This is a genomic window from Rhodococcus sp. ABRD24 (assembly GCF_004328705.1).
GTDB lineage: Bacteria > Actinomycetota > Actinomycetes > Mycobacteriales > Mycobacteriaceae > Prescottella.
This window is the reverse complement of the sequence record NZ_CP035319.1, coordinates 2394459-2419104: the sequence shown is the minus strand read 5'-3', so window position 1 is coordinate 2419104 and position 24646 is coordinate 2394459. Positions and strand designations below refer to the sequence as shown.

The 24646-nt window shown below is 65.8% G+C and carries 20 protein-coding genes; 12 read left to right on the top strand and 8 right to left on the bottom strand.

From position 1 onward, the window contains the following. Positions 1–43: 43 nt before the first annotated feature. Positions 44–1606, bottom strand: a complete 1563-nt coding sequence (locus tag ERC79_RS10625) for an AMP-binding protein (protein ID WP_131578003.1) — start codon at positions 1604–1606, stop codon at positions 44–46. Between the two features lie 92 nt (positions 1607–1698). Between ERC79_RS10625 and ERC79_RS10620 the strand changes: the two genes are divergently transcribed. The 8 genes from ERC79_RS10620 (at position 1699) to ERC79_RS10585 (ending at position 11570) form a co-directional block, all read left to right on the top strand. Continuing rightward, a complete protein-coding gene (locus tag ERC79_RS10620) occupies positions 1699–2892 on the top strand; it encodes a thiolase family protein (RefSeq protein WP_131578001.1) in 1194 nt (397 codons plus the stop codon). Between the two features lie 52 nt (positions 2893–2944). Then, positions 2945–3886 carry a helix-turn-helix domain-containing protein gene (locus ERC79_RS10615; RefSeq protein ID WP_131577999.1) on the top strand — a complete coding sequence of 314 codons (942 nt, stop codon included), beginning with the start codon at positions 2945–2947 and terminating at the stop codon, positions 3884–3886. Between the two features lie 183 nt (positions 3887–4069). Further along, on the top strand, positions 4070–5731 hold the full coding sequence (locus tag ERC79_RS10610) for an aldehyde dehydrogenase family protein (protein WP_131577998.1): 1662 nt from the start codon (positions 4070–4072) through the stop codon (positions 5729–5731). A gap of 2 nt (positions 5732–5733) precedes the next feature. Beyond that, on the top strand, positions 5734–6930 hold the full coding sequence (locus tag ERC79_RS10605) for a thiolase family protein (protein WP_131577996.1): 1197 nt from the start codon (positions 5734–5736) through the stop codon (positions 6928–6930). Positions 6931–6956: 26 nt separating this feature from the next. Next, a complete protein-coding gene (locus ERC79_RS10600; RefSeq protein ID WP_131577995.1) occupies positions 6957–8696 on the top strand; it encodes a class I adenylate-forming enzyme family protein in 1740 nt (579 codons plus the stop codon). Between the two features lie 2 nt (positions 8697–8698). Next, positions 8699–9226, top strand: a complete 528-nt coding sequence (locus tag ERC79_RS10595) for a PaaI family thioesterase (protein WP_165497081.1) — start codon at positions 8699–8701, stop codon at positions 9224–9226. A 2-nt stretch (positions 9227–9228) separates the two neighbouring features. Beyond that, a complete protein-coding gene (locus ERC79_RS10590; protein ID WP_131577993.1) occupies positions 9229–10710 on the top strand; it encodes a carotenoid oxygenase family protein in 1482 nt (493 codons plus the stop codon). 155 nt (positions 10711–10865) lie between these two features. Further along, positions 10866–11570, top strand: coding sequence for an SDR family oxidoreductase (locus ERC79_RS10585; protein WP_131577992.1), 705 nt, complete (start codon positions 10866–10868; stop codon positions 11568–11570). 99 nt (positions 11571–11669) lie between these two features. On the opposite strand, the gene ERC79_RS10580 is transcribed toward ERC79_RS10585, so the two are convergent. From ERC79_RS10580 to ERC79_RS10560, 5 genes are read right to left on the bottom strand one after another with little or no spacing between them, the layout of a single operon-like run. Continuing rightward, positions 11670–12998, bottom strand: coding sequence for an MFS transporter (locus ERC79_RS10580; protein WP_165497080.1), 1329 nt, complete (start codon positions 12996–12998; stop codon positions 11670–11672). 38 nt (positions 12999–13036) lie between these two features. Next, a complete protein-coding gene (locus ERC79_RS10575; RefSeq protein ID WP_131577989.1) occupies positions 13037–14521 on the bottom strand; it encodes a 4-hydroxyphenylacetate 3-hydroxylase N-terminal domain-containing protein in 1485 nt (494 codons plus the stop codon). Continuing rightward, positions 14518–15744: an FAD-dependent monooxygenase gene (locus ERC79_RS10570; RefSeq protein ID WP_131577988.1), complete on the bottom strand. Its 1227-nt coding sequence runs from the start codon at positions 15742–15744 to the stop codon at positions 14518–14520. The genes ERC79_RS10575 and ERC79_RS10570 overlap by 4 nt, the downstream gene beginning before the upstream one ends. Then, complete coding sequence (locus ERC79_RS10565; protein WP_131577986.1) at positions 15741–16847, bottom strand: monodechloroaminopyrrolnitrin synthase PrnB family protein; 1107 nt, start codon at positions 16845–16847, stop codon at positions 15741–15743. The genes ERC79_RS10570 and ERC79_RS10565 overlap by 4 nt, the downstream gene beginning before the upstream one ends. A 37-nt stretch (positions 16848–16884) precedes the next feature. After that, positions 16885–17760 carry an NmrA family NAD(P)-binding protein gene (locus ERC79_RS10560; protein WP_131577985.1) on the bottom strand — a complete coding sequence of 292 codons (876 nt, stop codon included), beginning with the start codon at positions 17758–17760 and terminating at the stop codon, positions 16885–16887. Positions 17761–17831: 71 nt separating this feature from the next. Here ERC79_RS10560 and ERC79_RS10555 point away from each other — a divergent pair, with 71 nt between their 5' ends. After that, complete coding sequence (locus ERC79_RS10555) at positions 17832–18803, top strand: AraC family transcriptional regulator (protein ID WP_131577983.1); 972 nt, start codon at positions 17832–17834, stop codon at positions 18801–18803. 101 nt (positions 18804–18904) lie between these two features. After that, the gene (locus ERC79_RS10550; protein WP_131577982.1) at positions 18905–19756 is read left to right on the top strand and encodes an alpha/beta fold hydrolase; all 852 of its coding nucleotides are present in this window, start codon (positions 18905–18907) and stop codon (positions 19754–19756) included. A 122-nt stretch (positions 19757–19878) separates the two neighbouring features. Here the strand turns inward: ERC79_RS10550 and ERC79_RS10545 are convergent, their stop codons facing one another. After that, positions 19879–21810, bottom strand: coding sequence for an FtsX-like permease family protein (locus ERC79_RS10545; RefSeq protein WP_131577980.1), 1932 nt, complete (start codon positions 21808–21810; stop codon positions 19879–19881). Continuing rightward, on the bottom strand, positions 21807–22511 hold the full coding sequence (locus ERC79_RS10540) for an ABC transporter ATP-binding protein (RefSeq protein WP_242676806.1): 705 nt from the start codon (positions 22509–22511) through the stop codon (positions 21807–21809). The genes ERC79_RS10545 and ERC79_RS10540 overlap by 4 nt, the downstream gene beginning before the upstream one ends. 154 nt (positions 22512–22665) lie before the next feature. On the opposite strand from ERC79_RS10540, the gene ERC79_RS10535 reads away from it, so the two are divergent. Next, complete coding sequence (locus ERC79_RS10535; protein ID WP_165497079.1) at positions 22666–23946, top strand: histidine kinase; 1281 nt, start codon at positions 22666–22668, stop codon at positions 23944–23946. Next, a complete protein-coding gene (locus tag ERC79_RS10530) occupies positions 23943–24644 on the top strand; it encodes a response regulator transcription factor (RefSeq protein WP_131577976.1) in 702 nt (233 codons plus the stop codon). Before ERC79_RS10535 ends, ERC79_RS10530 begins: the two co-directional genes overlap by 4 nt. Positions 24645–24646 lie beyond the last annotated feature (2 nt).

The following is a 24646-nucleotide window of genomic DNA, read 5'->3' as shown; positions in this document are numbered from 1 at the left end:
GTGTCCTCTATCGAAATCGTTCGGTGTACGTGGCTGCGCGAGTTCATGATGCGGCGCGGACGAGAGCGTCGAGCAACTCAGTGGCCGCGGCCCGATCAACCTTGCCGAGCGCGGTCAACGGGAGCCGGTCGACACGGTGCGCGGCTTTGGGGCGTTTGTAGTCGGGCAGACTCCTGCGGCTTTCCGCCAGCACGGCGCCGCCATCGACGCTCTCCCCAGCCACCGACGTGTACGCGGCGACAATGCGTTGCCCCCACACCTCGTCCGGCAGTCCGACGACGACGACATCGCCGACGCCGGGGATTGCGGAGATCGCCTCTTCCACCTCGCGGGGATAGACGTTGTATCCGCCGGTGATGATCATGTCCTTGCTACGGCCGGTCAGATGGATGTAACCGTCCGGGTCGCGGTAGCCGAGGTCGCCCGAGTGCAGGCAGCCGTCGATGTGGCTCTTGCCCAAATCCTTTCGCGTGCCCGCATTGTGATAGCCGGGGCTGACCGCGGCGCCTGCGACGACCAGCTCGCCGACTTCCCCGTCGGTGTCGGTGTCATCGGGAGCGCGGAACGTGATCTCCGCCCCCGGACAGGCCCGTCCCACCGAGCCGAGCAGGTCGGCATTCTCGAGCACCCCACGTCGATGGTCCGCTGCGGTCAGCACAGTGAGGGGTGGGATCGCCTCGACCATTCCGTAGTACTGCACAAGATTCGGCGTGATGCGGTGGTATGCCTGCCGGATGTGCTCGACCGGCATCGGGGCACCCGCATACGCGAGCATGCGCATGCGCCGACGCATCACCGACAGCCGATCGTCGTCGAAGTCCAGCAGTCGGGCGATGACTGTGGGCACCAGCGCGGTGTGTGTCGCGGAGTGGGCCTCGACGGCGTCGATCAGATCCGCCGGGCCGACGTGATCGAGCAGCACCTGTCGCCCGCCGGCCTCGAGGAAGGGCAGCACGAACAAGCCGCTGGTGTGAATGACGGGGCCCGCGTGCAGGAAGACCGCCGGCTCGGCTCCGTCGAGGGTGCCGGCGAGCACGTGGTCGCGCATCGCGCCCAGCGAGGCCAACCGGTTCGCGTGGGTCCGCTGGGCCCCCTTCGGAATCCCGGTGGTCCCGGACGAATAGTGCAGCGCGCACAGCGAGTTCGGCTCGGGTGTGGGTAGCGGGGCGCGGCCCGCGACACCGGCCGCCAACTCGTCGAGCGATGGCCCTGCCGGCGAAGCTCCGTCGACGGTGATCACGGTCGAGGTGGTCGTTCGGGCGGCGAACTCGGCCGCGCCGTCTATCCGTGGGTCGACGATCAGCGCGTCTGGTTCACAGTCGCGGACGACGCGCTCCCAATCGATCTGACCCACACGTGGATTCAGTGAAACCCGGACGAACCCGCCGATCGCCAGTGCGAGATCGACCTCGACTGCGGCGGCGGAGTTGCCGAGCAGGACCACGACCCGGCTCCCCGCCGCGATGCCGAGACCGTGCAGGCTCCCGGCGAGCGCGTGTGCCCGATCGGACAGTTCGGTGAACGTTCGAGACTCGCAGCTGTCCTCGATCGCGATCGCGGGCCCGTACCGATCGGCTGCGGTTCGAACCACGTCGGCTATGGACATCGGACGCCCTCCATTCGCTACAGTTATTGAAGTAGACAACGGCGGACGTAATTCCGCAAGGGCCGCGCCCCGACCACCCAGGAGGAGTCCCCATGATCCAACGCCTTTCCCCGACTGACCGACACACCCCGTGGGTGATCGATGCGGTCCGGACCCCGTTCGGTGCGGCCCGAGGGGCGCTCTCTCACATCCGGGCCGACGACCTGGCCGCTCTTCCCATCGCTGAGCTGGTGCGCAGGCATCCCACTCTCGATCCCGGCCGCATCGACGACGTTGTCTGGGGAAACGCCAACGGCGCGGGCGAGGACAACCGCAATGTGGCCCGGATGGCGGTGCTGCTCGCGGGGCTCCCGCACACGATTCCGGGCGTCTCGGTCAACCGACTGTGTGGCTCCGGCGCCGAGGCGGTGTTGTCCGCGGTCAGGCGCGTTGCGGTCGGTGACGCCGAGATCGCGATAGCCGGAGGCTCCGAGAGTATGAGCCGCGCTCCGTATGTGCTTCCGCCGGTGGACTCCGCGTTTCCTCGGTCGATGGAGCTGATCCCCACCACTGTCGGGTGGCGAATGCCGAACCCCCGATTCCCGGCTGCCTGGGTCGAGACGCTCGGCAGATCGGCGGAACGGGTGGCGGAGCAACTGGGCGTCGGGCGGGCCGAGCAGGATGAATGGGCCCTGCGGTCCCATGAACTGGCCGGTCAGGCTTGGGAGGACGGCGTGCACGACAGTTTCGTCGCGTCGCACCCGAACCTCGGCCGCGACGAATCGATCCGAGAGACCGACTCGACGACACTGGCAGCCCTGCGCCCGGCCTTCTCCAGCGGCGGCAGCGTCACTGCCGGAAACTCGTCTCCGATCAGCGATGGAGCGGTCGCGGCGCTGGTGGGCACCGGGGCCGTTGCGGATGATCTCGGTGTCGAACCGCTCGGCCGGGTGCTGGCTTCGGCTGTGGTCGGCACCGAGCCCGACAGATTCGCGCTGGCGCCCGTGGCCGCCATCTCGAAGGCGCTCAGCCGTGCGGGTCTCGGGCTCGCCGACGTACGAGTACTCGAGCTCAACGAGGCGTTCGCCGCGATGGTCCTGTCCTGCCTGCGGGAACTACCCGGTATCCCGGCCGATCGGGTCAACCCCTTCGGCGGCGCCATCGCCCTGGGTCATCCGCTCGGCGCCTCGGCTGCGCGGATGGTGGTCGATTGCCTGCGCCATCTGCGCCGGCGCGGCGGAGGCATCGGGGTCGCGGCTGCATGCATCGGCGTGGGGCAGGGCATCGCTATTGTGTTGGAAGCCTGACGGACGATCCGTAGGACGCGATCGTGGCAGGCAGTACGGGGAGGTGGGTGACGTGGCAGAATCCGGCACCGCCGCACCTGCGAGCCCGGTTGCCCAGACGATCGACCTGCTCGGCGACCGGCTGACCCTCGCCATCCTTCGTGAGGCCTTCGTCGATCATGTGCGTCGCTTCAGCCAGTGGATCGAGCGAACCGGCGCGCCGCCGGCCATGCTGACGGCACGACTGAATGCGCTGGTGGAGGCTGGCCTGATGGAGCGCCGGCCGCAGCCGAACAGCGCCGACCGCCACGACTACCTGCTCACCGAACTCGGCCTGGCGACCTGGGAGATCCTGGCCAGCGTCTGGGCCTGGCAGCGCGAATGGTCCCCGGAGGGGCTCCTGCAACCCGAGCTGGTGCACATCGACTGCGGCCATCGGGGACCACCGTCGATGATGTGCAGGCACTGTAACGGCGCTGTCGGCACCCGCGATGCGCAGCTCGAACTGGACCGCGAATCGCTGGTTCTCGTCGCACGGAGCGGACGAAGGCGATCGACACGCAATGCCCCGTCGGTGAGCCGAGTCGACCTGCAGTTCACCGAGGTCATGGAGGCGATCGGCGACCGTTGGAGCGCTATGGTGACGGGCTTGGCGTTGTCGGGAGTTCGCCGCTTCGGTGAGTTCCAGTCGATCCTGAGCATCTCGCCGACGACGCTCACCGAGCGGCTGGGGCGGCTGTCGGAGGTGCAGATACTCACCCGGAGCGAACACGGTGGCGGGCGCGACTACGTGATGACCCCGCGCGGCCGGGGACTCTTCCCGATCTTCGCCTTCCTGCTGTCGTGGACGCAGGTCGCGCATCCCGACGAGCTCCCGCTCGGTCCGAAACTCCGCCACCCCGACTGTGGGTCCTGGCTGCTCCCCGCGCTGCGCTGCCGCGGATGTGAGACCAGGCTGGAACGCACCTCCGTGCGCTTCGAGCCCTTCCCGTTCGGCACTCAGCTTCCGAGCTAGCCGAAGCACGCTCACCCTCGAGCGGTCCGACGTCGTCGACCGTTGACAACCCACTCTGTGCCCTGGTTCACTTCAATAACAGTAGTTACTTCGGTCAAAGCGGACGCCCGCCCGCGTCCGAACATCCCATCCCGATGACTGACTGATCTCGCCACAACTCTGTTGACACAGGAACGAGCGTCCATGTTCTTCGAAACCCACCTCGAACTGCTGCAGGCCGCGGCAGAGGCCAACCGCACCCGCACCGCGTGGACCGGCTATGCGCCCATCGCCCCTCCCGACGCCGCGCAGTCCGATGCCCTCGTCGGCGCCTATGACGGCGCTACCCTGGCGCTGTCGTCCCCCACCAACTCGGTGATCACCGCCGACGAGGTATCGCCGTACACCGGGAAGGCGCTCAACGTCAGCTACGGCGCGCCGTCCGTGGACGAAGCGCTCGAGGGGGCGGCCGCCACCGCCGCCGCCCTCCGCGACGCGGCTGTCGAACTGCGGGTCGGCGTGTGTCTCGAGGCGCTGCACCGTATTCACCACCGCGGCCAGGAATTTGCGGCGGTCACCTCGCACACCACCGGGCAGAGCCTCAACATGGCCTGCAGCGGTAGCGGGACCAATGCGCTCGACCGCGGTCTGGAGGCGGTCGCCATGGCCTGGTCGGCCATGGCCCGAGTTCCCGAAAATGTCACGTGGCAACAGAGATTCGGCAAATCGAATGTGACGCTGCGGAAGCGGTTTCGCACGCGCCCGCTCGGCACCGCACTCGTCGTCGCCTGCGCGTCGTTCCCTGCCTGGAACGCCTATCCGGCGATCCTCGCCAACCTCGCGACGGGAAATCCGGTCCTGGTCAAGCCGCACCCTCGCTCGGTGCTTGCGACCGCGCTCGCGGTGGGCGTGATGCGCGAGGTCCTGGCCGAAGCGCAACTGCCCGTCGATGCCGTTCAGCTCGTCGTCGACACCGCGGCTGCCCCGGTCGCGGCGAAGCTGGCCACCAGTCCCGAGGTGCGGATCGTCGACTTCACCGGCAGCCCCACGTTCGGGTCGTGGCTGGAACGCAACGTCCCGAACACCCTGGTATTCACCGAGACCGCGGGCGTCAACACCGTCGTCCTCGATTCCGTGTCCGACCTGTCGGAGGCGATGCGCACGCTCGCCGGCGGTCTCTCGCTCTTCAGCGGCCAGATGTGCACCACTCCGCAGAACATCTACATTCCAGACGCGGGCGTGCGCACGGACGACGGCGTGATCGCACGAGATGACGTCATCGCCGCCCTCCTGTCGGCAATCGACGACCTCGCCGGCGCACCTCGCCGCGCCGGAGCTGTCTGTGGCGCACTGCAGTCCGAGGCGACACTGCACTCGGTCACCGCCCTGGCCGACGCGGCCGAGGTCGACGGGACTCTGCTCCGCAGGCCGGTGCCGTACGCCCATCCGGACTACCCCCAGGCCCGAGCGGTGACTCCGCTGGTGATCCGGGTCGACCCGCGTCGGGGCGAGACGCTTCCCGACGGCGAACAGTTCGGCCCGGTCGCGTTCCTCGTCGACGCCGCCGACACCGCCTCGGCGGTGGAGCACGCGACAGCGAGCGTCCGCAGCCATGGCGCGATCAGTTCGTACCTCTACTGCACCGACGACGCCGTCGTCGACGAGGTCGCCGACGCGTACGCCGATGCCGGGGCCTCCCTGTCGGCGAATCTGGTGTCCTCGATGCCCATGCAGTTCGCGGCCGCCTACAGCGACTACCACGTCACCGGTCTCAATCCGGCGGGCAACGCGACCCTCACGGACGAGTCCTTCATCTCCGGACGATTCCGAATCGTCCAGGATCGTCGCCAGGTTGAGGGGGAATGACCATGTCTCAGTTCACATCCGGCGTCTACATCTACGACGCGGTTCGCACGCCGAAGGCCCGGGCCCGGCGTCAGGGCGGCACGCTCGCCGCCGTACCCGCGCACGAACTCCTCGCCCAGTTGCTGTCCGCCCTGCAGGACCGCGGACTCCCCGCCGAAGCGGTCGACGATGTCATTGTCGGCACCAGCACGGCCGCCGGTGAACAAGGCGGCAACGTTGCCCGCGCCGGAGTGCTCTGGGCGGGCTGGCCGGACCAGGTCGGCGCCGGGGTGGTCTCGCGGCTGTGCTGCTCGGGGCTGGACGCGATCGAGTCCGCCTCGGCCAAGGTTGCCTCCGGCATCGCAGATGTCGTCGTCGCCGGAGGCGTCGAGTCGATGTCGCGGGTGCCGATGCTGTCGGACCGGCCGGCCTTTGTCGATGACGAGGAACTCGGGGACCGCACGGGCTACGTGACCATTGGGGTCTCCGCGGACCTCACTGCATCCGAATACGGTTTGACACGAACGGATCTCGACGCATACGCGGTGACCTCTCACCGGCGTGCCGCCGCTGCCCCGGCGTCCCGGTCGGTGATTCCGGTCCGCTCCGGCGCCGCCACCATCCTCGAGTCGGACGAGGGACCTCGACCGGACGTCACCCTCGAATCACTCGCCGAACTCGCCCCGCTGTTCGGGGAGGATCCGTCGTGGAGCAGGGTGGCGATGCGTCTGCCCGCGGTCGGGCGTCCGGATGGCGGGCTCCACACTGCCGCCACCGCCCCGCAGATGGCGGATGGCGCGGCGCTCGCGCTCTTCGGGTCCTCCGCCGCGCGCCATCGGATCGGCCACGAGCCGATTGCGGAGGTGGTGGGCGTTGCCCAGGCCGCCGTGCGCTCACCGCTACTCACGGCATCGGTCGCCGCCTCCAGGCGCGCCCTCGAGAACGCCGGGATCACCGCAGGACAACTCGACGTGATCGAAGCCAACGAGTCCTTCGCCGCGTCCGTCCTGGTGATGACCCGGGAGCTGGGACTCGATCCGAACAAGGTCAATCCACTCGGCGGATCGCTCGCCACCGGCCACCCACTGGGCGCAGGCGGTGGGGCTCTCCTTGTCAACGCCCTGGATCAGCTCTCCCGCGTGGACGGCGAGTACGCCCTGGTGACCATTCCGGCAGCGCTCGGGCTCGGTGCCGCCGTCGTTGTCCGCCGCCTCCGTTGACCCATAGCACCGCACGAAAGGACGCCATGAACGCCATCTCGGAAGGCCACGCGGCCAACCGCTTACGCCCGTGTCATCCCGATCAGCGTGTCGAGGACTACCTCGAACACCACTGGTGGTCGCCGCTGACCGTGCTGGACCTCCTCGACGACCAGATCCGGAGTCGCGGTGGCGCCCCGGCGGTGACCGATCCGATGAACCTGCCCGCGTTGTGCGGGATCGAACCGGAGTCGTTGACCTGGCAGGAACTCGACGCACGCATCGACGACCTTGCCGCCAAGCTGCACGAATCGGGAATCGGCCCCGGCGATGTCGTCGCGGTACTGATGCCCAACTCCGTCGCCTTGACCGCGATCTACTTCGCCCTGTGGCGCATCGGGGCGATCGCGGCCCCCATGCCTGCCTCGTACCGACGGTACGAACTGACCCGAATTGTCGAATCCGCTTCGGCCGTTGCGGTTGTCACCGTCAACAGCTTCGGCGACCGGACACCGTCCGAGGAGGCGCTCAGCCTGATCGGCGAGTTGCCCTCGTTGCGCACCGTGTTCACCTTCGGCGCACCTGCATCGAACGGAGGACTGCCGTTGGACGCGGTCCCCGCCAGCGCCGAAGCGCTCGATGCCGCGCACCGCGTCGGCGCGGCCCTGCCCCGATCGGTGAACGACTGCATCACGATCTGCTGGACCAGCGGCACGGAGGCCGCACCCAAGGGCGTGCTCCGCTGTCACGGTGATTGGATTGCGGTCGGGCAGGCTGTTCAGGACGGTCTGGAGACTGACGCGGCGTCCGTCATGCTCAACCCCTTCCCGATGGTCAACATGGCAGGGTTCGCGACATCGCTGCTGCCCTGGTTGCTCGGCGGTGGCCACCTGGTCCACCACCATCCACTGGACCTCGCCGTCTATCTCGATCAGCTACAGCGCTACCGCGTCACTCACACGAGCATGCCACCGGCGATTCTCACCATGCTGCTGCAGCGAGAGGACCTTCGGGCCGCGCACGATCTGTCCGCGCTCCGCCGGGTGGGGTCGGGCGGTGCTCCGCTGCCCCCTGGCGTCGTGCGTGACTGGCAATACTCGCTCGGCGTCGAGGTGCTCAACTTCTTCGGGTCGAACGAGGGCGTGTGCCTGCTCGGAGCTCCGTCGGACACACCGGATCCGATGATCCGTGCCGAGTACCTGCCGAACTACGGCGCACCTGCCAGGTCGTGGGCCACCGGTGTGGCCAAGCGCACCTCGGTGCGACTGGTGGATCTGGCGACGGGCGAGCAGGTCACGGCGGTGGGCGGGCGCGGCGAGCTCCGATTGAAGGGGCCGACGGTCTTCGCTGGCTACCTCGAGGGAACCGCTGCGTCGAGCCCGTTCGACGAGGACGGATACCTCTGCAGCGGAGATATTTTCGAGCTGTGCGGAGAAGGCGGCGAGTACCTCAAGTTCGTCGACCGGAGCAAGGAGATCATCATCCGCGGGGGAATGAACATCGCTCCCGCCGAGATCGAGGGAATCCTCATCGACCACCCCGCAGTCGCCGACGTAGCCATTGTCGGGTATCACGACGACGTCCTCGGCGAAAAGTGCTGTGCGGTAGTGGTTTCCAAGGATGGTGAGGCGGTTGCACTCGAGGAACTGGTCGAGTTCCTGCGGGCAAAGGACGTCGCGTCGTTCAAGCTGCCGGAGCGGCTCGTCACGGTCGACCAGCTTCCCCGGAACCCGGTCGGAAAGCTGCAACGCCGCGATATTCGCGGCGCGGTCGCGAAGGTCGGCTGACCATGGGATCACCAGATGTCGACGGCGCTCCGGTCGGCAGGCCGCGCGAGACACCGACCGGGTCCGGCGAGAACATTGCCGACGAGATGACCACGATGCTCGCGGGCAGGTTCCCCGGCCTGGTCGGAATGCGCATCCTCGAAGCATCGGCCGCGGCGGTCACCGGCGAACTGGCCGTTCGCGAGGAGTTGTTGGCGCCGAACGGATATCTGCACGCGGCTACCGTCGTGGCCTTGGCCGACACGGTGTGCGGTGTCGGCGCACGGCTGGCGCTGCCTGCGGAGGCGTCGGGATTCACCACACTCGAACTCAAGACCAACTATCTCGGCACTGCCCGGTCCGGGACGGTCACCGTCGCGGCGACTCTCATCCACGGCGGGCGGCGCACCCAGGTGTGGGACGCGACGGTCCGTGATGAAGCCGGGATGGCGATTGCGCTCTTTCGCTGTACCCAGCTGGTGCTCTATCCCCCAGCACCCGAAAAGCATTCATCTGATCGATCAACCCCCAACGACACCGAAGCGGAGTAGGCATGACTTCCAATCAGCCCCGAGCGAATGGTGATCCCATCGCTGTCGCTCGCCCGGTCGACGCCACCGACGCTAATCCGTACACCGTCGGAGTTTTCGCGCCGGTCAGCGACGAACTCGTTCTGGACGAGCTCACGGTCATCGGTGAGATCCCCAAAGACCTCAACGGCGTGTATCTCCGGAATGGCCCGAACCGGCAGTTCGAGGCGCCGGGTCGCTATCACATGTTCGATGGAGACGGCATGATTCACGCCGCGCACTTCGAGAACGGGAAGGTGCGGTACCGCAATCGGTACGTTCGGACGAAGGCATTCCACGAGGAGTCCGATGCAGGCCGCGCCCTGTGGACCGGACTCATGGAGAACCCGAAGGGCAATCCGTGGGGCAATGGGCACGGTCTCGGGATCAAGGATTCCGCCAACACCGACGTCATCTACCACCGCGGGCAGGTCCTGGCGACGTGGTATCTCTGCGGAACGCCCTACAGTGTCGATCCATTGTCTCTGGAAACACTTGGTGCACAGGACTTCCTGGGCACATTCGCCGGTGACATGATGGCCCACCCCAAGGTCGATGAGGCCACCGGAGAATTGATCTGGTTCGACTACGGGCCGGACCAGGACTTTCTGCGCTATGGCATCATCGGCGCCGACGGTCGTCAGACGCACCTCACGCAGATCGAGCTACCTGGTCCGAGGCTTCCGCACGACATCGGGATCACCGCCAACTACTCGATCCTCATGGACTTGCCGCTGGTGCAGGACCACGATGCGCGCCGGGCCGGCAAGTACCGGATCTTCTACGACCAGGAGTTGCCCGCTCGATTCGCGGTCATTCCCCGTCACGGAAACGGCAGCGACGTGCGCTGGTTCGAAGTGAAGCCCTGCTACATCTACCACGTGGTCAACTCGTGGGAAGAGGGCGACGAGATCATCATGGACGTGTGCCGGGTGAAGAACCCACAGCACCAGACGACTTTCGCCTCACCCCTGTCGAACATGCTCGCGTACATGCGGCTCGATGCACAGCTCTACCGGTACCGTTTCAACCTGCGCACGGGCGCCACCGTCGAGACCGAACTCGACAACTCCAACATCGAGTTCCCCAGCGTGGATTCGCGGGTCATGGGCCGGTCGCACCGGTACTCGTACAGCATGAGCCTCGGCAACGAGCCGACGCTGCTGTTCGACGGGCTCGTGCGCTTCGACTCACAAACGGGCACCAAGGAGGAGCACAAGTTCGGCTCCGGGCGTTGGGGTTCGGAGGCACCGTTCGCGCCGCGCGACGGATCGACGGGCGAGACCGACGGCTACCTGGTGTGCTTCGTGAACGACGAGGCCGAGGATCGGGGAGAGATCAACATCTTCGACGCAGAGGATGTCGCGGCGGGACCGATCGCGCGGGTGTTGCTGCCGCGCCGGGTGCCCTCAGGATTCCATGCCACCTGGGTGCGCGCCGATCAGTTGGCCGAGGCGCGTACCTAGAGAAGCCGCCCCTCGGCCCGCGGTGCGGACTGAGGGGCGGTTCGAAGGTCGTCTGCGCGCAGCGTTCCGAAAGCCATCGTCCAGGAGGCTTGGTACAAGTCCGCTTCGGGGCTGAACTAGTGTCTACCGGCGAGGTTTGTCGAAAGGAGGGCAGCGTGGCGCGGGTAGTCGTCGTCGGAGGGAGCCGGGGGCTCGGTCGAGCACTGGTCGACGGGTTGAGCGGCGACGGGCACGACGTGCTTGGCGTATCGCGTCGATGTCCGGGGCCGCACTACGCGCGCTCATGGATCGAAGCGGATCTCGGCGACCCGCTCATTGCGGCCGAGACGGTCGATCGATCACTCACCGGACCCGTGGACATTCTCATCTACAACATCGGATTGTGGGAGGAGAGCGCCTTCGGCCCGGACTATCGCTTTGTCGAGCAGTCCGACACCGAGACGATGTCGCTGATCGATACGAACATCACCGCAGCCATTCTGCTCCTCAAGCGGCTCGTCCCCCGGATGATCGGACAGGCTCAGCCCCGAGTGTTCCTGACTGGCTCGACATCCGGGCTTTCACGCAGTGGCAGGCCAGAAGTCGCGTTCGGTGCGTCGAAGTTCGCGCTCAACGGAATCGCCGATGCGCTCAGAGAAGGATTCCGTGCAGACGGCCTCGCGGTGACGGTGCTGCAATTGGGCTATCTCAACACGGACGACGGACTCGATGTGCCCCGCGAGACCGCGGTAGCACGGGGTGGCGGCACGTTGATACCTGTCCACGACGTCGTGGACATCGTGCGGTCCATCATGTCGCTTTCGAGCGCGTCGTCCGTGCGGGAGCTCACTCTCACTGCGATACGGGACGAGCGGTTCTGAGACTGCAGCGGTGCCGGTCTGATGTCTCCAGCGCGCTGGGCGGGGGCGTTCTCGTAGGCATTCGCGCGGCCAGGGCGAACTCCGGGGCCGGGCGTGTGTTCAAAGCGCACGAAGCGCGGCGAGCATGGCCGCGATAGCCGCGACGCTGGCTGCGGTGAGGAATGCGGTGTCGTACCCGGACGAAGAGGCCGCAATCGCGGGGAGGGCAGCAAGGCCCATTGCGGCCCCGAATTGTTGGGCCGTGGTGAGCAGTCCGGCGGTCAAACCGGGCTCGATGGCTGCTGTCGCAGTCTCTGCCGCCGCGGCCGCGGCCAGGTTGGTGGTGATCGCGATCGTCGGAACACCGAGGCCGACGAGCAGAGTGGGACCGAGGACCGAGGTGAGGTAGTCGGCATCCGGATGCAGCATCGTCAACCAGAGCGCTCCGGCAGTGGCGGCGACGAAGCCCGCGAGCATGAGGGTGTGCACGCCGAACATCTGAATCAGGCGGGGCAAGGTCGGTGCGATCGCGACGATGAGTAGGGACATCGGCAGCAACACCAATCCTGCTGCGGCCGGGCTGTACCCCATGGCCTGTTGTGCGTAGATACTGACCAGGAGAAAGATCGGGGTGATCACGAACTGCCCTGTGCCGGCGAGGGCCAGGGCCGACAGGAGTGCGGGATTGCGCCACACCTGGCGGGGAATCACCGGCCGTGGGGCGCCCCATTCCGCAGCGACGAACGCGATTACTGCACCGATGGCAACGGCCGAGCCGATGAGCACGTGCGGAGATCGCCATGAATGATCGGTCATAGCGGTGACGGCATACGCTGCGGCGGCGAGCGCGATCGTCATCGCTATCGATCCGGATCGTCTTTGCCGGTGAGCTGTGGTGCCGACTTCTCGGGGCCCGTCCTGAGGAACCGTTCGCTTCACCGCGACGAGGAGCAGTACGGCGGCAACGACGTTCAGTGCGAACAGGGAACGCCAGCCCAGGAGTTCGGTGGCTGTGCCGCCGACGATGGTGCCGGCTACGCCGCCGACGCCTGCCATCGTTGCGAAGAGAGCCAGCACCTTTCCTCGGTCTGGCCCGGTGAACAATGCGAACACGACCGACATCGCAGCGGCACCCGCGAGCGCTCCGCCGACGCCTTGGACCGCACGGCTGACGATGATCATCGGGCCGTTCACAGCGACGACTCCGAGCGCCGCTCCGACAGCGAGGACACTCAATCCGGTGGCGAGCACCTTTCGGCGCCCGATTCGATCGGCTGCGTAGCCGGCCGCGAGGAGAAGTCCGGCGAAGGGTACGACGAATGCATTGATCACCCAACCTTGTTCGGCCTGTGAGAGGCCGACCCCGTCGGCGATGTGCGGAACGGCCACGTTCAGTACTGCGGTGTCGAGAATGAGCAGAAACTGAGTCAGTGCCAGAGTCCACCCCACGGCACTGCTGATCCGACCGGGCGCCGGAGCGGTAGCCCTCATCGTGCTGTGACCACCGCAGGATCTGCAACATGTAGTGCAGTGGAGGCATACTCGGCCATTGCGGCGGCATTCGCGGTTCCTGCGAGCTGGCCCAGATACACGTGGGGGGCTCCTTGGTAGAACTGCTCGTAATGCGCATGGCGGATTGCGAATTCGGAACCGGTGACGTCCCATACCAGTTTCATCAGGCGGATCCGGTCCTCTGCCGTCTGTCCGGCGGTTCGGCTGTACCGGTTGAGTAAGTCGCCGATCACTGGTGCCGACAGGTCCTCGATCGATACGGGAAGCTGGGTCAGACTGCCGCCACACAGCATCCGTAGTTGGTGGAGTACCGCCGGATAGGCCTCGGCGGCAAACTGGCGCTGGGCAAAAATGATCGCTTGATTGACACGCACAGCACCGTGGTCGCCGGGATCGACTTCGTAAGCAGACGCCGCTCCGAGGGCGATTGCCTGCGCGGTGTGCGCGTATCCGGCGAGACGGCCGAGCTCCGCACGCACGGACGGATTGCGGGCCCCTCCATTCTCTTCGGCGATCACCATTGCCAGTCCGGCGAGGAACTCGAGTTTCACCGCGAAGCGTACGGCGGCCTGGTGCGCCATGTTGGTGTATGCGGGTGTGCCCCACCAGATTCTGCCGGTCGCCTCGATGTCACGATAGGTGAGGACGCGTTCCCAGGGGACGTGCACCTCTTGGCACACCAACAGTGCGTCATTCTCGTCGAAACGGTGCGAGAGTGGATTGTCGGCGGCGCTGGTGGCAGTGGATTCGTAGCTGGTCCGAGAGATCAGGTGCACACCCTCGGCGGTGGGATCGAGCGTGAGAGTGAAGGCGTACGGCTCGTCTTCACTTCGAAGCGGCTCGATGGTGCCGACGATGATGTCGTCGGCGAACACGGCACCGGTTCCTATGGTCTTCGCGCCGCTGATGACGATACCGTCCGCGGTTTCCCTGTCGACGTGCATCAGGAGGTCACCGGCACCCTGCGCGTCCACGGATATGGCCCTGTTCGTGGAGGGGTTGGTGATGGTGAAGGCCGCGAACAGGTCATTGTCACGCAGCCGCTGGTACAGGGCCGCGGCGTTGGCGGCACCGTCGAACGCCGGAGAGGTGAAAGCCTCTGGGCGTGTTGCCCAGCCGGCTGCGCCGGCCGCCATGTAATCCGGGGACCTCCCGAGGAATCCGAAGCTCGGCCGTGCCCATGCGTCATGGGCGTTGTGTTTGGCCGTCAGGTCGGCATGGTTGTGCGGGATACTGTATGCACGCAGTGCCGGTGTTCCGTCGCTGCGCGCATTGTCAGGGTCTCGGAGTACCGATGTATCGGTATCGACAGCCGCCTGATCGTAGAGTGCCGCGATGGACCGGGCAGTGTGCGCGAAGGCGGGATGGTCGGTGATATCACGAATATGCTTGTCGCCGAGCCAGACAGATCGGGGGCGGTTGGCGAGATCACGTAGGTACTGGTCGCCCGTACGGGTCATGAGTGGCTCCTGATGGGGGTTGGGGCGCCGGTCGCTGCGGCGTAGCGACCGGCGATGTGTTCGAGCTCGCCAGGGGCGAAGACATCAGACAGTTCGGTGAATCCGTGAGGGGCGCGCTCCGCGGCGAGATCGATGACCACCTCGGGGCCACGAGCTCGGTTCGCCTTCTGGATCTCAGTGGTTGCAGGTCGACGCTCGGATTCATAGCGAGCCAACCCTTCTCGGGGGTCGATCCCGGACGCGAGGTGGCCGGCGAGGACGGCCGCGTCGATCACGGACTGCGTGGCACCGTTGGATCCGATCGGATACATCGCGTGGGCGGCATCGCCGATCAAGGTGATCGGACCTCGGGTCCAGGCGGGGAGTGGATCGATATCGACCATCGGGTATGCAAACGGAAAGTCGGTGCTGCGCATCAGATGCTCGATGTCGACGCCGTGTATGTGCCAGCCGGAGAAGTGACCGGCGAACTCTTCGGCGGTAGCGGCGGCGTTCCAGTTCCCCCTCTCGCTGTTCCCGTCGCTCTCCGGAGTTGCAGCAGCCCAGTTCATCAGGCATGTTCCGTCGTCGTAGTGCGCCAACGGATAGAACACAACTTTGCAGCGGCCGTCTCCGGCGATGACCATAGTTGCGCCGTCCGCGAAGCTGCTGAATCGCGTCACTCCGCGCCAGATGGTGGCACCGGCGAATTGCAGCTCGGTCGCCCCACCGCGCACCGAGTTTCGCGTTACGGACCGGATACCGTCCGCGCCGACCAGTATGTCGAAGGTCTCCGTCCGAGTGGAACCATCCGGTTGAGCGAACGTCGCAGTCCTGCAGCGAGAATCGACATCGATCAACCGAGCGCCGGGGATGATCGATGCCGGCCCCAGCCGCTCTCGCACATGTTCGACCAATGTGCTGGTGAGCCAACCTCGGTGGATCGATAGCTGAGGCGCCGTGGAGTCCGGTCCTCCTCCGCGTTGCTCGCTCCACAGGATCTGTCCCCGTGCAGTGGCCAGCTGCATGGTCGAGGTGGCAATGGCGACGCCTCGTAGGTCGTCGAGGATGCCGAGGTCAGCGAAGTGCCGGGTGGCCTGCGGCATCAGATTCACCCCAGAACCCAATGGCCTGACCTGCGGCGCCTGCTCGAATACGGTGACCTTACACTCCCCCTGCGAGTGTAAGGCCAGCGCACATGTGAGGCCCGCGATCCCGGCACCGGCAATCAGAATGCGAGTCATCGTGCCGCCGCAACCGGCCGGTGCGATGTGGTGGGCTTGTTCAACAGAGTTTCGTTCTCTCGTGTCAGGTCGAGAATCTCCTTCAGTAACGCGACCGGTGCGCCGCCACTACCGTTTTCGTACAACCGAACATCATCGGCGTACGCCTTCTTGGCGATACCGATATGACGACCGCGGAACGTCTTGAGAGTCCGGAGCAACCGAGCGGTGGCTTCGGCGGATCGCTCGAGGTCGGCATTCTGCGGTTCTGCTGCGAACCCAGTGGTCAACCGCGTGACAATCGACGGATGCCGGTGGTGCGCATCGTGAAACGCGCGCCAACTGGGTAGCGCGTATGGCAGTGAGTCGTCGAGAAACTTGCGGTATCCGTCGGCGTTGCGGTCGGACGCCCACAAGCACAGATCGACCAACCACAGCGGGACCTGCGCTGCTGCCGGGCCGAGGTAGGTAGTGCCGGCGATGGTGATTTCCTCGAAGTACGGTCGCAGTACCTGAGCGAAGAACACCGGTGAGACACTGCGAACGACGGTGTCGATCGTGGTCACCATCGACACCGTGATTCCGTCGAGGCATGACATCAACGGGGCGAAACGTGAGTCCCGCGGATCGAGTTCCGACAGCTCACTGCTGATTGTCAGCGACGCGCTGAGCTGTGGGAACACAGTCGAAACGGCGTCCTGGAGGTGTTGCTCTTGTGGGTCGTCGGTGTATCTGCGTCGACGTTCACCGCGAGGGTTCCACGCGGTGTAGTGCTGGACGGTGTCGCGCGGAATAAGACCCGTCTGCCAGCCGAGGGCGAGCAGTGCCGGTGACAGATCCGGTGTCACTTCCAGTGGTTCGGTGCCGTGGCGTTTGACCGAACCGAGGACGATGCCGATGTCGCGCATCACTGCGAGGGACTCGACGCCAGAGAGGCTGCGCGCTGCTAGGAGCGTCAGCGTGCGGTGGGTGAGCTCACGTTGCAGAGCCCACAGGGCGGTCGTGTCGGCGCGCTCGTTCATGGCGGCCAGGTCGGTGAGGAGAACGTCGGCATTCAATGGATCCGCGGCTTGCACGGCAGCGCAGAGGTAGTGCGGATCCGGAAGGGCTTTGATGCCGGTCATGAGCTGGGAAGCTCCGCTGTAGGGCATGGTCACTGGATCAGCCCTTGGAAGCGACGGGCTTCAGGAAATCGGCAGCCCAGGCTGACGCCGTGGCCGGTTGAGGCATCCAGGCCGGTTGCTCGGCCGGCGCCGCCATAACCGTGCTACCTGGGTTCGCGGTGAGCCACCGATAGATCGATGCAACCCCTGCTGCGGCGTTGGGACCCGCGACCGCTGCCAGACCCTGTTCGAAGAGAGCGGGATCGAGCGCTTCGAAGCGCACCGACGTCCCGATCGCGCCTTCGATCGCGCCTGCAAGCTCCTCCGGCGTCAGCGGGGCCCGGCCCGGTCGAACGACCTCGCCGCCGCGTCCGTTCAGGCAGGCTGCGGCCACGGCACGACCGAGATCCGACGCGGCGAGCCATGACACGGGAAGTCCTTCCGGAATCGGGTATCGCAGTACAGATCCGTCGCGGCTGTGTGTCAGCACGCCCGGGGCGAGCAGGTTGTCGAGGTACACGGCAGGCTCGATGATCGTCACCGGGACTGCACCGGTCTCCAGCGTGATCCGCGCAGCACGCCTTGTTTCAAAGCCTGGTGCATCGGTGATCTCGTCGGGGATTCGGGTATTGGTGTTGAACACGATGCGCTGGACACCGGAGGCAGCCGCGGCATCCGCGACATTGCGAGCGAAATGCGCTGCTTCCGAGGAGAAGTCGAGCGGCAGGGTCAGTACCGCGACATCGATTCCGGATAGTGCTGCCGTCAGTGCGCCGGTGTCGCGGAGGTCGGCGGCCGCCGTTCCGGAGCCATTGCCGGTGCGTGAGATTCGGCGGGTCGGGACTCCGGCGGCGTCGAGTGCGTCGGCGATTGCGGAGCCCTGCGCGCCGGCTGACCCCAGGACCGCAACGTGGACAGTGTCAGGTGAATTCATTCGGCTGACATTGCCGGGTTGATCCAGTGGTAACAATAAAGAATTCAACCTCGACGCTATGATTATCACTCATGGTGGATGTGGGGGAACACAACGCAGACGTTCTCAGCTCGATTCTCTCGCCCTTACGGCTTCACGGTGCTTACCATTCCGATTGGCACTTGCATCACGCCTGGGCGGTTCAGGGTCGTCCTGAACCCCGCGCCTTGATTCACTACATGCTCATCGGCACCGCCACGATCACGTTCGGCACAGGCGAGCGGCATCATCTCGCGGCCGGTGACTTGGCGATGTTCCCTCGCGGTGCGGCACACGTGGTCTCAGGCGTGCCGTGCACGAACGCGCCGTACATCAGTGATCTGCTGCCCGAACGTGCGCCCGGCTCGGCGGCCGTTCTCACCCTCGGTGACCCTTCGACGCCACAGATCGGCCGAATGCTCTGTGCGGGACTCGACTACGACTCCTCTGGGGAGTACCTGCTGTACCGGATGCTGCCCGACGTCTTGATCGTTCGTCGAGACCGAATTGCCACCCAGCCACTGCTCGCCCATCTGCTCGACGGAATTCTCGCCGAAACCAATTCCCCGGGAAACGGGACAGAGGCCGTCCAACTTCGCTCGTTCGAGCTCGCGTATCTGCTGGGACTGCGACTTGCGCTGCACGACGACATCGACACGCACGTCGGACGCGCACTACGTCATCCACGGCTCGGTGACGCGTTGATTGCGATCAACATGCACTACAGCCGCCCTTGGACCGTCCAATCTCTCGCCGACCTGACCGGCCTGCCTCAGTCGACATTCGCGCGCGAATTCACCACGACAATCGGTCGCACACCGGCTTCGTACCTGCGTGATCGGCGACTTCTCGAAACCCGCCGCCTCCTCGAGTGCAGCGCCGACTCGCTGGAGAGGATTGCGGTGGCTGTCGGTTACGGCAGCACAATTGGGCTCCATCAGGCATTCACCCGAGAGTTCGGTGTTACACCGGGGCAGTACAGACGGACATTTGATGAGTCGGCCGACGATGAAACAACCCTTTAATCGATTCTGCTCCATAGGTGTAGGCAAGCCGTACCGCGTGCAGCGTGACCGCGGGAACGATCCCAACCCCATTAAACTGGAACGTGTTCTAGTGTGATGGGGTGGACGCGACTTACGAGGGGACCAAGAGGGAGATCACCACCGACAAGGGGGTGCTGCGCTACCACGAGGCGGGCGAGGGGCCGCCGCTGCTGTTGTTGCACGGCTCCGGAATCGGAGTCAGCGGCTGGCGGAACTACAGAGGAAACCTGGACGTCTTCGCCAAGCACTTCCACTGCTACATCCTCGAATTCCCGGGATTCGGCGTGAGTGACCCAGTCGCCGGGCACCCGGTCCTGACCGCCGGCTCTGCGGTGATCCGCTTCATGGACGCCCTCGGCATCGATTCCGCGGCGATGATCGGTAACTCGATGGGAGGGGTGGTCGGCGTCAATGTGGCCATGAAGCATCCCGATCGGGTGACCAAACTCGTCACTATTGGTGGCGTAGGGCCGAACATATTCAGTCAGAACCCGAGTGAGGGCACCCGGCTGCTGCAAGATTTCGCCGACGGGCCCAGCCGCGAGAAATTGGTGCGCTGGCTCGAATGCATGGTCTACGACCGCGTGATCATCACTGAGGAACGGATCGAGGAACGCTGGGAGACGGCCAACGATCCCGAGTCGCACAAGACGCTCGCCGCGATGTACGGCTCCAAGGCATTCGAGGCGCAGCAGCAGGCGATGTCGGACTCCCGTCTGCCTCCGTATTGGTCGATGATGGGCAACGTGCAATGCCCGACCTTGCTGACGTGGGGCCGTGAGGACCGGCAGTGCCCTCCGGACATGCCGATGATTCCGATGCGTCTGATTCCCAATGCCGAACTGCACATCTTCCCCAACTGCGGGCACTGGGTGATGGTCGAAGCCAAGGAGGCGTTCGAGCGGATCGCCCTCGAATTCCTGCTCAGATGACCTGACCCCGCCAGCCTGCTGATGCTTGGCTGCTCCCCGGAGAAATGGTCGATATCCGGGACCTCGTCGCATGAATGAGAAGTCGGCAACCACACGAACATGGCGGCTGGCTCGAGCCCTGTTCACTCCCGGTTTCCCAGTGCCTGGATGGCCGGGGTCTTGATCACGAATCGCGTGGCCACGACTGCTGTGATGGTGGTGAGCGTGGCCGCAAGCATGGTGATGGCGCCCAGGAGGGTCCAGGGGATCGCGATCACCGGCGTGCCGTAGACGCGGTACGTCGCGGCCCAGAGGCCTACGAGGGCGAGGACGGCGGCGACCGCGCCAAGGATGAGTCCGATGGTCGTGGCGGCGAGGGCTTCGACGACGGTGACGCTTTGGATTTGACGCCGGGTGAAGCCGGTCAGTCGTAGTGTCGCCAGTTCCGTCCGCCGTTGACCGATAGCGATCGCGATAGTGCTGAGCACGCTGATGAGCGCGTACAGGCTGCCGAGTCCCACGATCGCGGCCATCACTGCGCGGTTCTCACTGTCCTTGACACTGTCTCGTTCTCCGGAAGACTCTGCGGGCGTTTGCACGGTGGTCGCTCCCGCAGCGGCGAGTTCGCGTTCGACCGCGCCGGTGTGGGCTCCGGGCTCGAGTTGGATGAGGACGGTGGTGGGTCCGTCGAGCATGTCGGTCGGCAGGATGGAGCGGTCGATGTAGAAACCATCGACCCCGGCGAGGGTTTCTCCCATGCGGGCTGCCTCATCGAGTGTGACGATGTCGCCGTCGATGGTCAGCGTGATCTGGTCGTAGTGGCTGCGGAGCATCGTGCTGTCCAGACCGGGGCCGAAGACGATGCTACCGGAAGCGAATTCGCCGATGTCACCGCTCGCTGGGCGTTGAAGGTGAGTGGCGCGGAAGGCATCTGGATCGACGGCGACGACCGTGCCCGGAGCGTCCGTGGCGTCGCCGCCCCGGGCGAGTACAACGGTGAGGGGAACGACGGTCTCAGGTGCCGCCAGCGAGACACCGTCGATGGCGTCGAGTGCTGCGAGGTCGATGCCGACTCCTGTCGCGATCAGATCAGCACGCAGGAGTTGGGTGGCCTCGGTGGCCGTCGCTCGCGTCTGCGTATCGAGGATTCCCTGTAGACCCATGACGAGACTGACGAGCACGATCATCGGTGCGGCAGACGATGCGGTGCGGCGAACGGCATCGCGCAGGTTCGCGACAGCGAGGTCTGCGACCGGTGAGCGGCGCGCCCAGGGCGTGAGTGCTCGCGCCGCAGCCGGCACGAGTAGTGGCGACAGGCGACTCATCGCCACCGAGGCGGTAATGACGATTCCCATACCGAGTAGCAACGGGATCAGCATTCCGCCAGCTGTCGCCGAGAAGTAGGTCTGGACCGCGGTGAGTGCGATGGCAAGGACCGCGACGATCCACCGGCGGGTGGTCATCACTTTCTGCTCGCTGGTGCTGCGGCGCAGGGCGTCCAGCGGACTGAACTTCGTGGCCCGTCGAGCGGCACCCCACGCGCCCGCGAGACACACCGTGACCGCGACCACGAGATCGAGCACCAGAACGGCTGGCTGGACCGGGGTGGTCAGCCCGTCCGGAAAGGTACCGAGCCACGTCAGGATAGTGCGCTGCAGGGCGGTGACCCCGAGCCCGAGCAGAGCGCCCGCCGCGGTGCCGACAAGAGCAATAAGGACCGCCTCGGCGAGCAGCAGCCTTCGTATCTGGCGAGAGGTGACACCGCCAAGTCTCAGGACCGCGAGGTCGCGTCGACGTTGATCGACGGCGAAGTTGAAGGTAGAGCCGACCACGAAGATCGTCAGGAATGCTCCGAGCGTCACCGTCATGCCAGTCAAAGTGCTTGCACCGCTGGCAGATTGCCGAAACCGCTCGACCTGCTCAGGAGTCGAACCTCCCGGCGCCCCGGCATTCTCGACTCCGAGGATGATCGTCATTCCGGCGTGGACGATGGCGACACCGGCGGTTACGGCGAGGACTGTCCCGGCGAAGAGTTGCCAGCGGTCGAAGAAGGTGCGGACGGCGAGACGAGTCATCGCAGACTCTCCAGATCCGCTAGGGTCGAGGCGATCTGATTGGCACCCGCGCCGTCCAGGGTCGTGACGAGGCGGCCATCGCGGAGGAAGGCAACGTGGTCGGCGCGCGCCGCGGCATGGGGATCGTGGGTGACCATCAGAATCGTCTGTGCCTGCTGGTCGACAAGTGCACGAATGAGGTCCAGCACCGTGGCGGCGGATCTGCTGTCCAGCGCACCGGTCGGCTCGTCGGCGAAGAGGATGTGCGGCTTGGTCGCCAGGGCTCGTGCGATGGCTACCCGCTGTTGCTGGCCGCCGGACAGCTCACGTGGCTTGTGGTGCATGTGCTCACCGAGACCGAGGGTGTTCAGGGATTGTGCTGCGATAGCGTCGGCGCCCTTGTGCCCGGCCAGCCGGAGCGGGAGAGTGACGTTCTGTGCCGCAGTCAGGGCATCGACGAGGTTGAACTGTTGGAAGACGAAACCAATTGCGGTGCGCCGCATCCGGGTCAGTACGTCATCGCCCAAGCTGGCGATGTCACGGCCGTCGAGGAAGACCTGTCCCGAGTCCGGCGTGTCCAGCCCGGCGGCGCAGTTCAGCAGGGTGGACTTGCCCGACCCGGACGGACCCATGATGGCCGTCCACGAACCCCGGCGGCAGCCGAGTGTGACGCGGTCGAGTGCCGTGAGAGTGGACTTCCCGGACTGGTAAGTGCGTGTCACGTCACGGAGCTGTAAGAGGGTGCCGTGCGAGGCTGGTTCGCTCATAGCATCCAGCACATCGCATGCACCGGTATGGCGCAGTAGGGCCGGACCGTCGAATGACGGTATGGCTGGCTCTACCGCGTCGCCGCCAATTCGTCCTTACGATGGGCAGGTGAGTCGTGTGGAGTTGCAGCAGGAGGTGCTACCGATCGTCAAGCGGTGGCGGGGTGTGCTCTATACGGCGGCAGTCGTAGCACGGGCACTGACTGCACTAGGCGGTGTTGTGTTGCTGGGCAGGCTGATCGCCCTCGCACTCAACGGTTCTGGCCACAGCACCGGCGGGGTGGGAGCCATCCTGGTTGCGGGCTTGGGGCTGCTCGGTATGGGTCTTCCCCTCCTCTCGGTCGCCCTCGCGCGAGCAGATTGGAGTGGAGCCGCCGCCCTGCTCGACCGGGCTGCAGGAGGAAGACCCGAGACCCGGCTGAGCGAGCCGCGGACCCTGGTCAGGCCTTTGGCCTACACGGTCGTCATGCTGACGCTCGGTGGTGCCGTCGCCGTCCTTTCTGCCTTGGTAGGCGTGGGCTCCCTGGTCGCGTTGGTCAGCCCGTTCCTGGTGGCGATCGGTGACCAGGCGGTCATCGGGCCGTTCACGGTGAACACTGTGTCCCAATCCTTGTTTGCAGCCGTCATCGCAGTGGCCTTGCTGGCAGGTCTCGTCTTCGCGTCGCCTGCCGCTGCTCGGGCTCACGCCTCGTTGGTGTTTCAGGTGCTGACCCGTCCGGAACAGCGGTTACAGCGCGACCTGAGCATGACCGCGCAATCGCGCGCGCGTCTGGTGCGCGCCTTCGATGTCGAGCGTCGTCGTATCGAAAGCGATCTGCACGACGGTGTTCAACCGCAACTACTGTCGGTGAGCATGACCCTGGGACTCGCCCTTGCCGCGATGCCGGCCGATGCACCCGGCCGCGCCGACGTGGCCCGCGCCCAAAGCCAGGCCCGTCAGACCTTGGAGGCTCTGCGCCGCTTCGTGCGCAATATCCATCCGCAGGTACTCATCGATCACGGCCTTGGTGCAGCGGTCGGCGAACTGGCCGACTTGTTCGCCATCCCGATCACCATCGACGATCAGCTCGCCGACCGCCTGCCCGCCGATGTCGAAACCAACTTGTACTTCTGCGTCGCAGAGCTTCTCGCGAACGTTGTCAAACACAGCGGGGCCAGCCAGGCCGACGTCATTCTCCGTCGGCTCCAACCCGAAACCGAACTCGTCGAGATCAGCGTTCGCGACGACGGCTGCGGCGGAGCCGGTACGCGCCGACACGAGAACGGCGGGCTCGACGGGATCGCCGACCGCGTCGCTGCACTCGACGGAGACCTGGTGATCGACTCGCCTCTCGGCGGACCGACGATCGTCACCATCACGCTCGGTGTGCTCGAGGGAGGCCGCAGATGACCGAAGCTGTCACCAGGACGGCTGCGTCGTCTCCGCTTCCGGAGCCTCTCCGCGTCGTCATTGCCGAGGACAACACACTCCTGCGCGAAGGGCTCGAGGTCCTGCTCGAGCGCAACGGATTCGTCATCGTCGCTGCGGTGGGCACAGCCGAGGAGCTGATCGCCGCGGGACGGGAATCCGATCCGGACCTGGTAGTCACCGATGTGCGGATGCCGCCGACCTATCGATCCGAAGGTCTCGCCGCCGCGGTGATCCTGCGCAAGGAGCGTCCTGCTCTTCCCGTGGTGGTCCTCAGCCAGTATGTCGAACAGAGCTACGTCGCCGAGCTTCTCGACAGCGCCGACGGGGCAGGGATCGGATACCTGCTCAAGGATCGGGTCAGCGACGTCAACGAGTTCGCAGACACGCTCCGCCGCGTCCATGCCGGCGGCACAGCGGTAGACCCCGCAGTGATCAGCCAGATGATCAAACGTCGCCGCGACCCGCTCCAACGACTCACCGCACGCGAGCGAGAGGTCTTGGCGGTCATGGCCGAAGGCCACTCCAACTCTGCCATAGCGCGGCGTCTGGTCATCTCCGAAGCGGCGGTCGTCAAGCACATCGGAAACACGATGATGAAGCTCGACCTGCCGCCCAACGACGACCAGAACCGCCGTGTCGCAGCGGTTCTGGCTTATCTGCGTGGACAGGAGGGGTGACG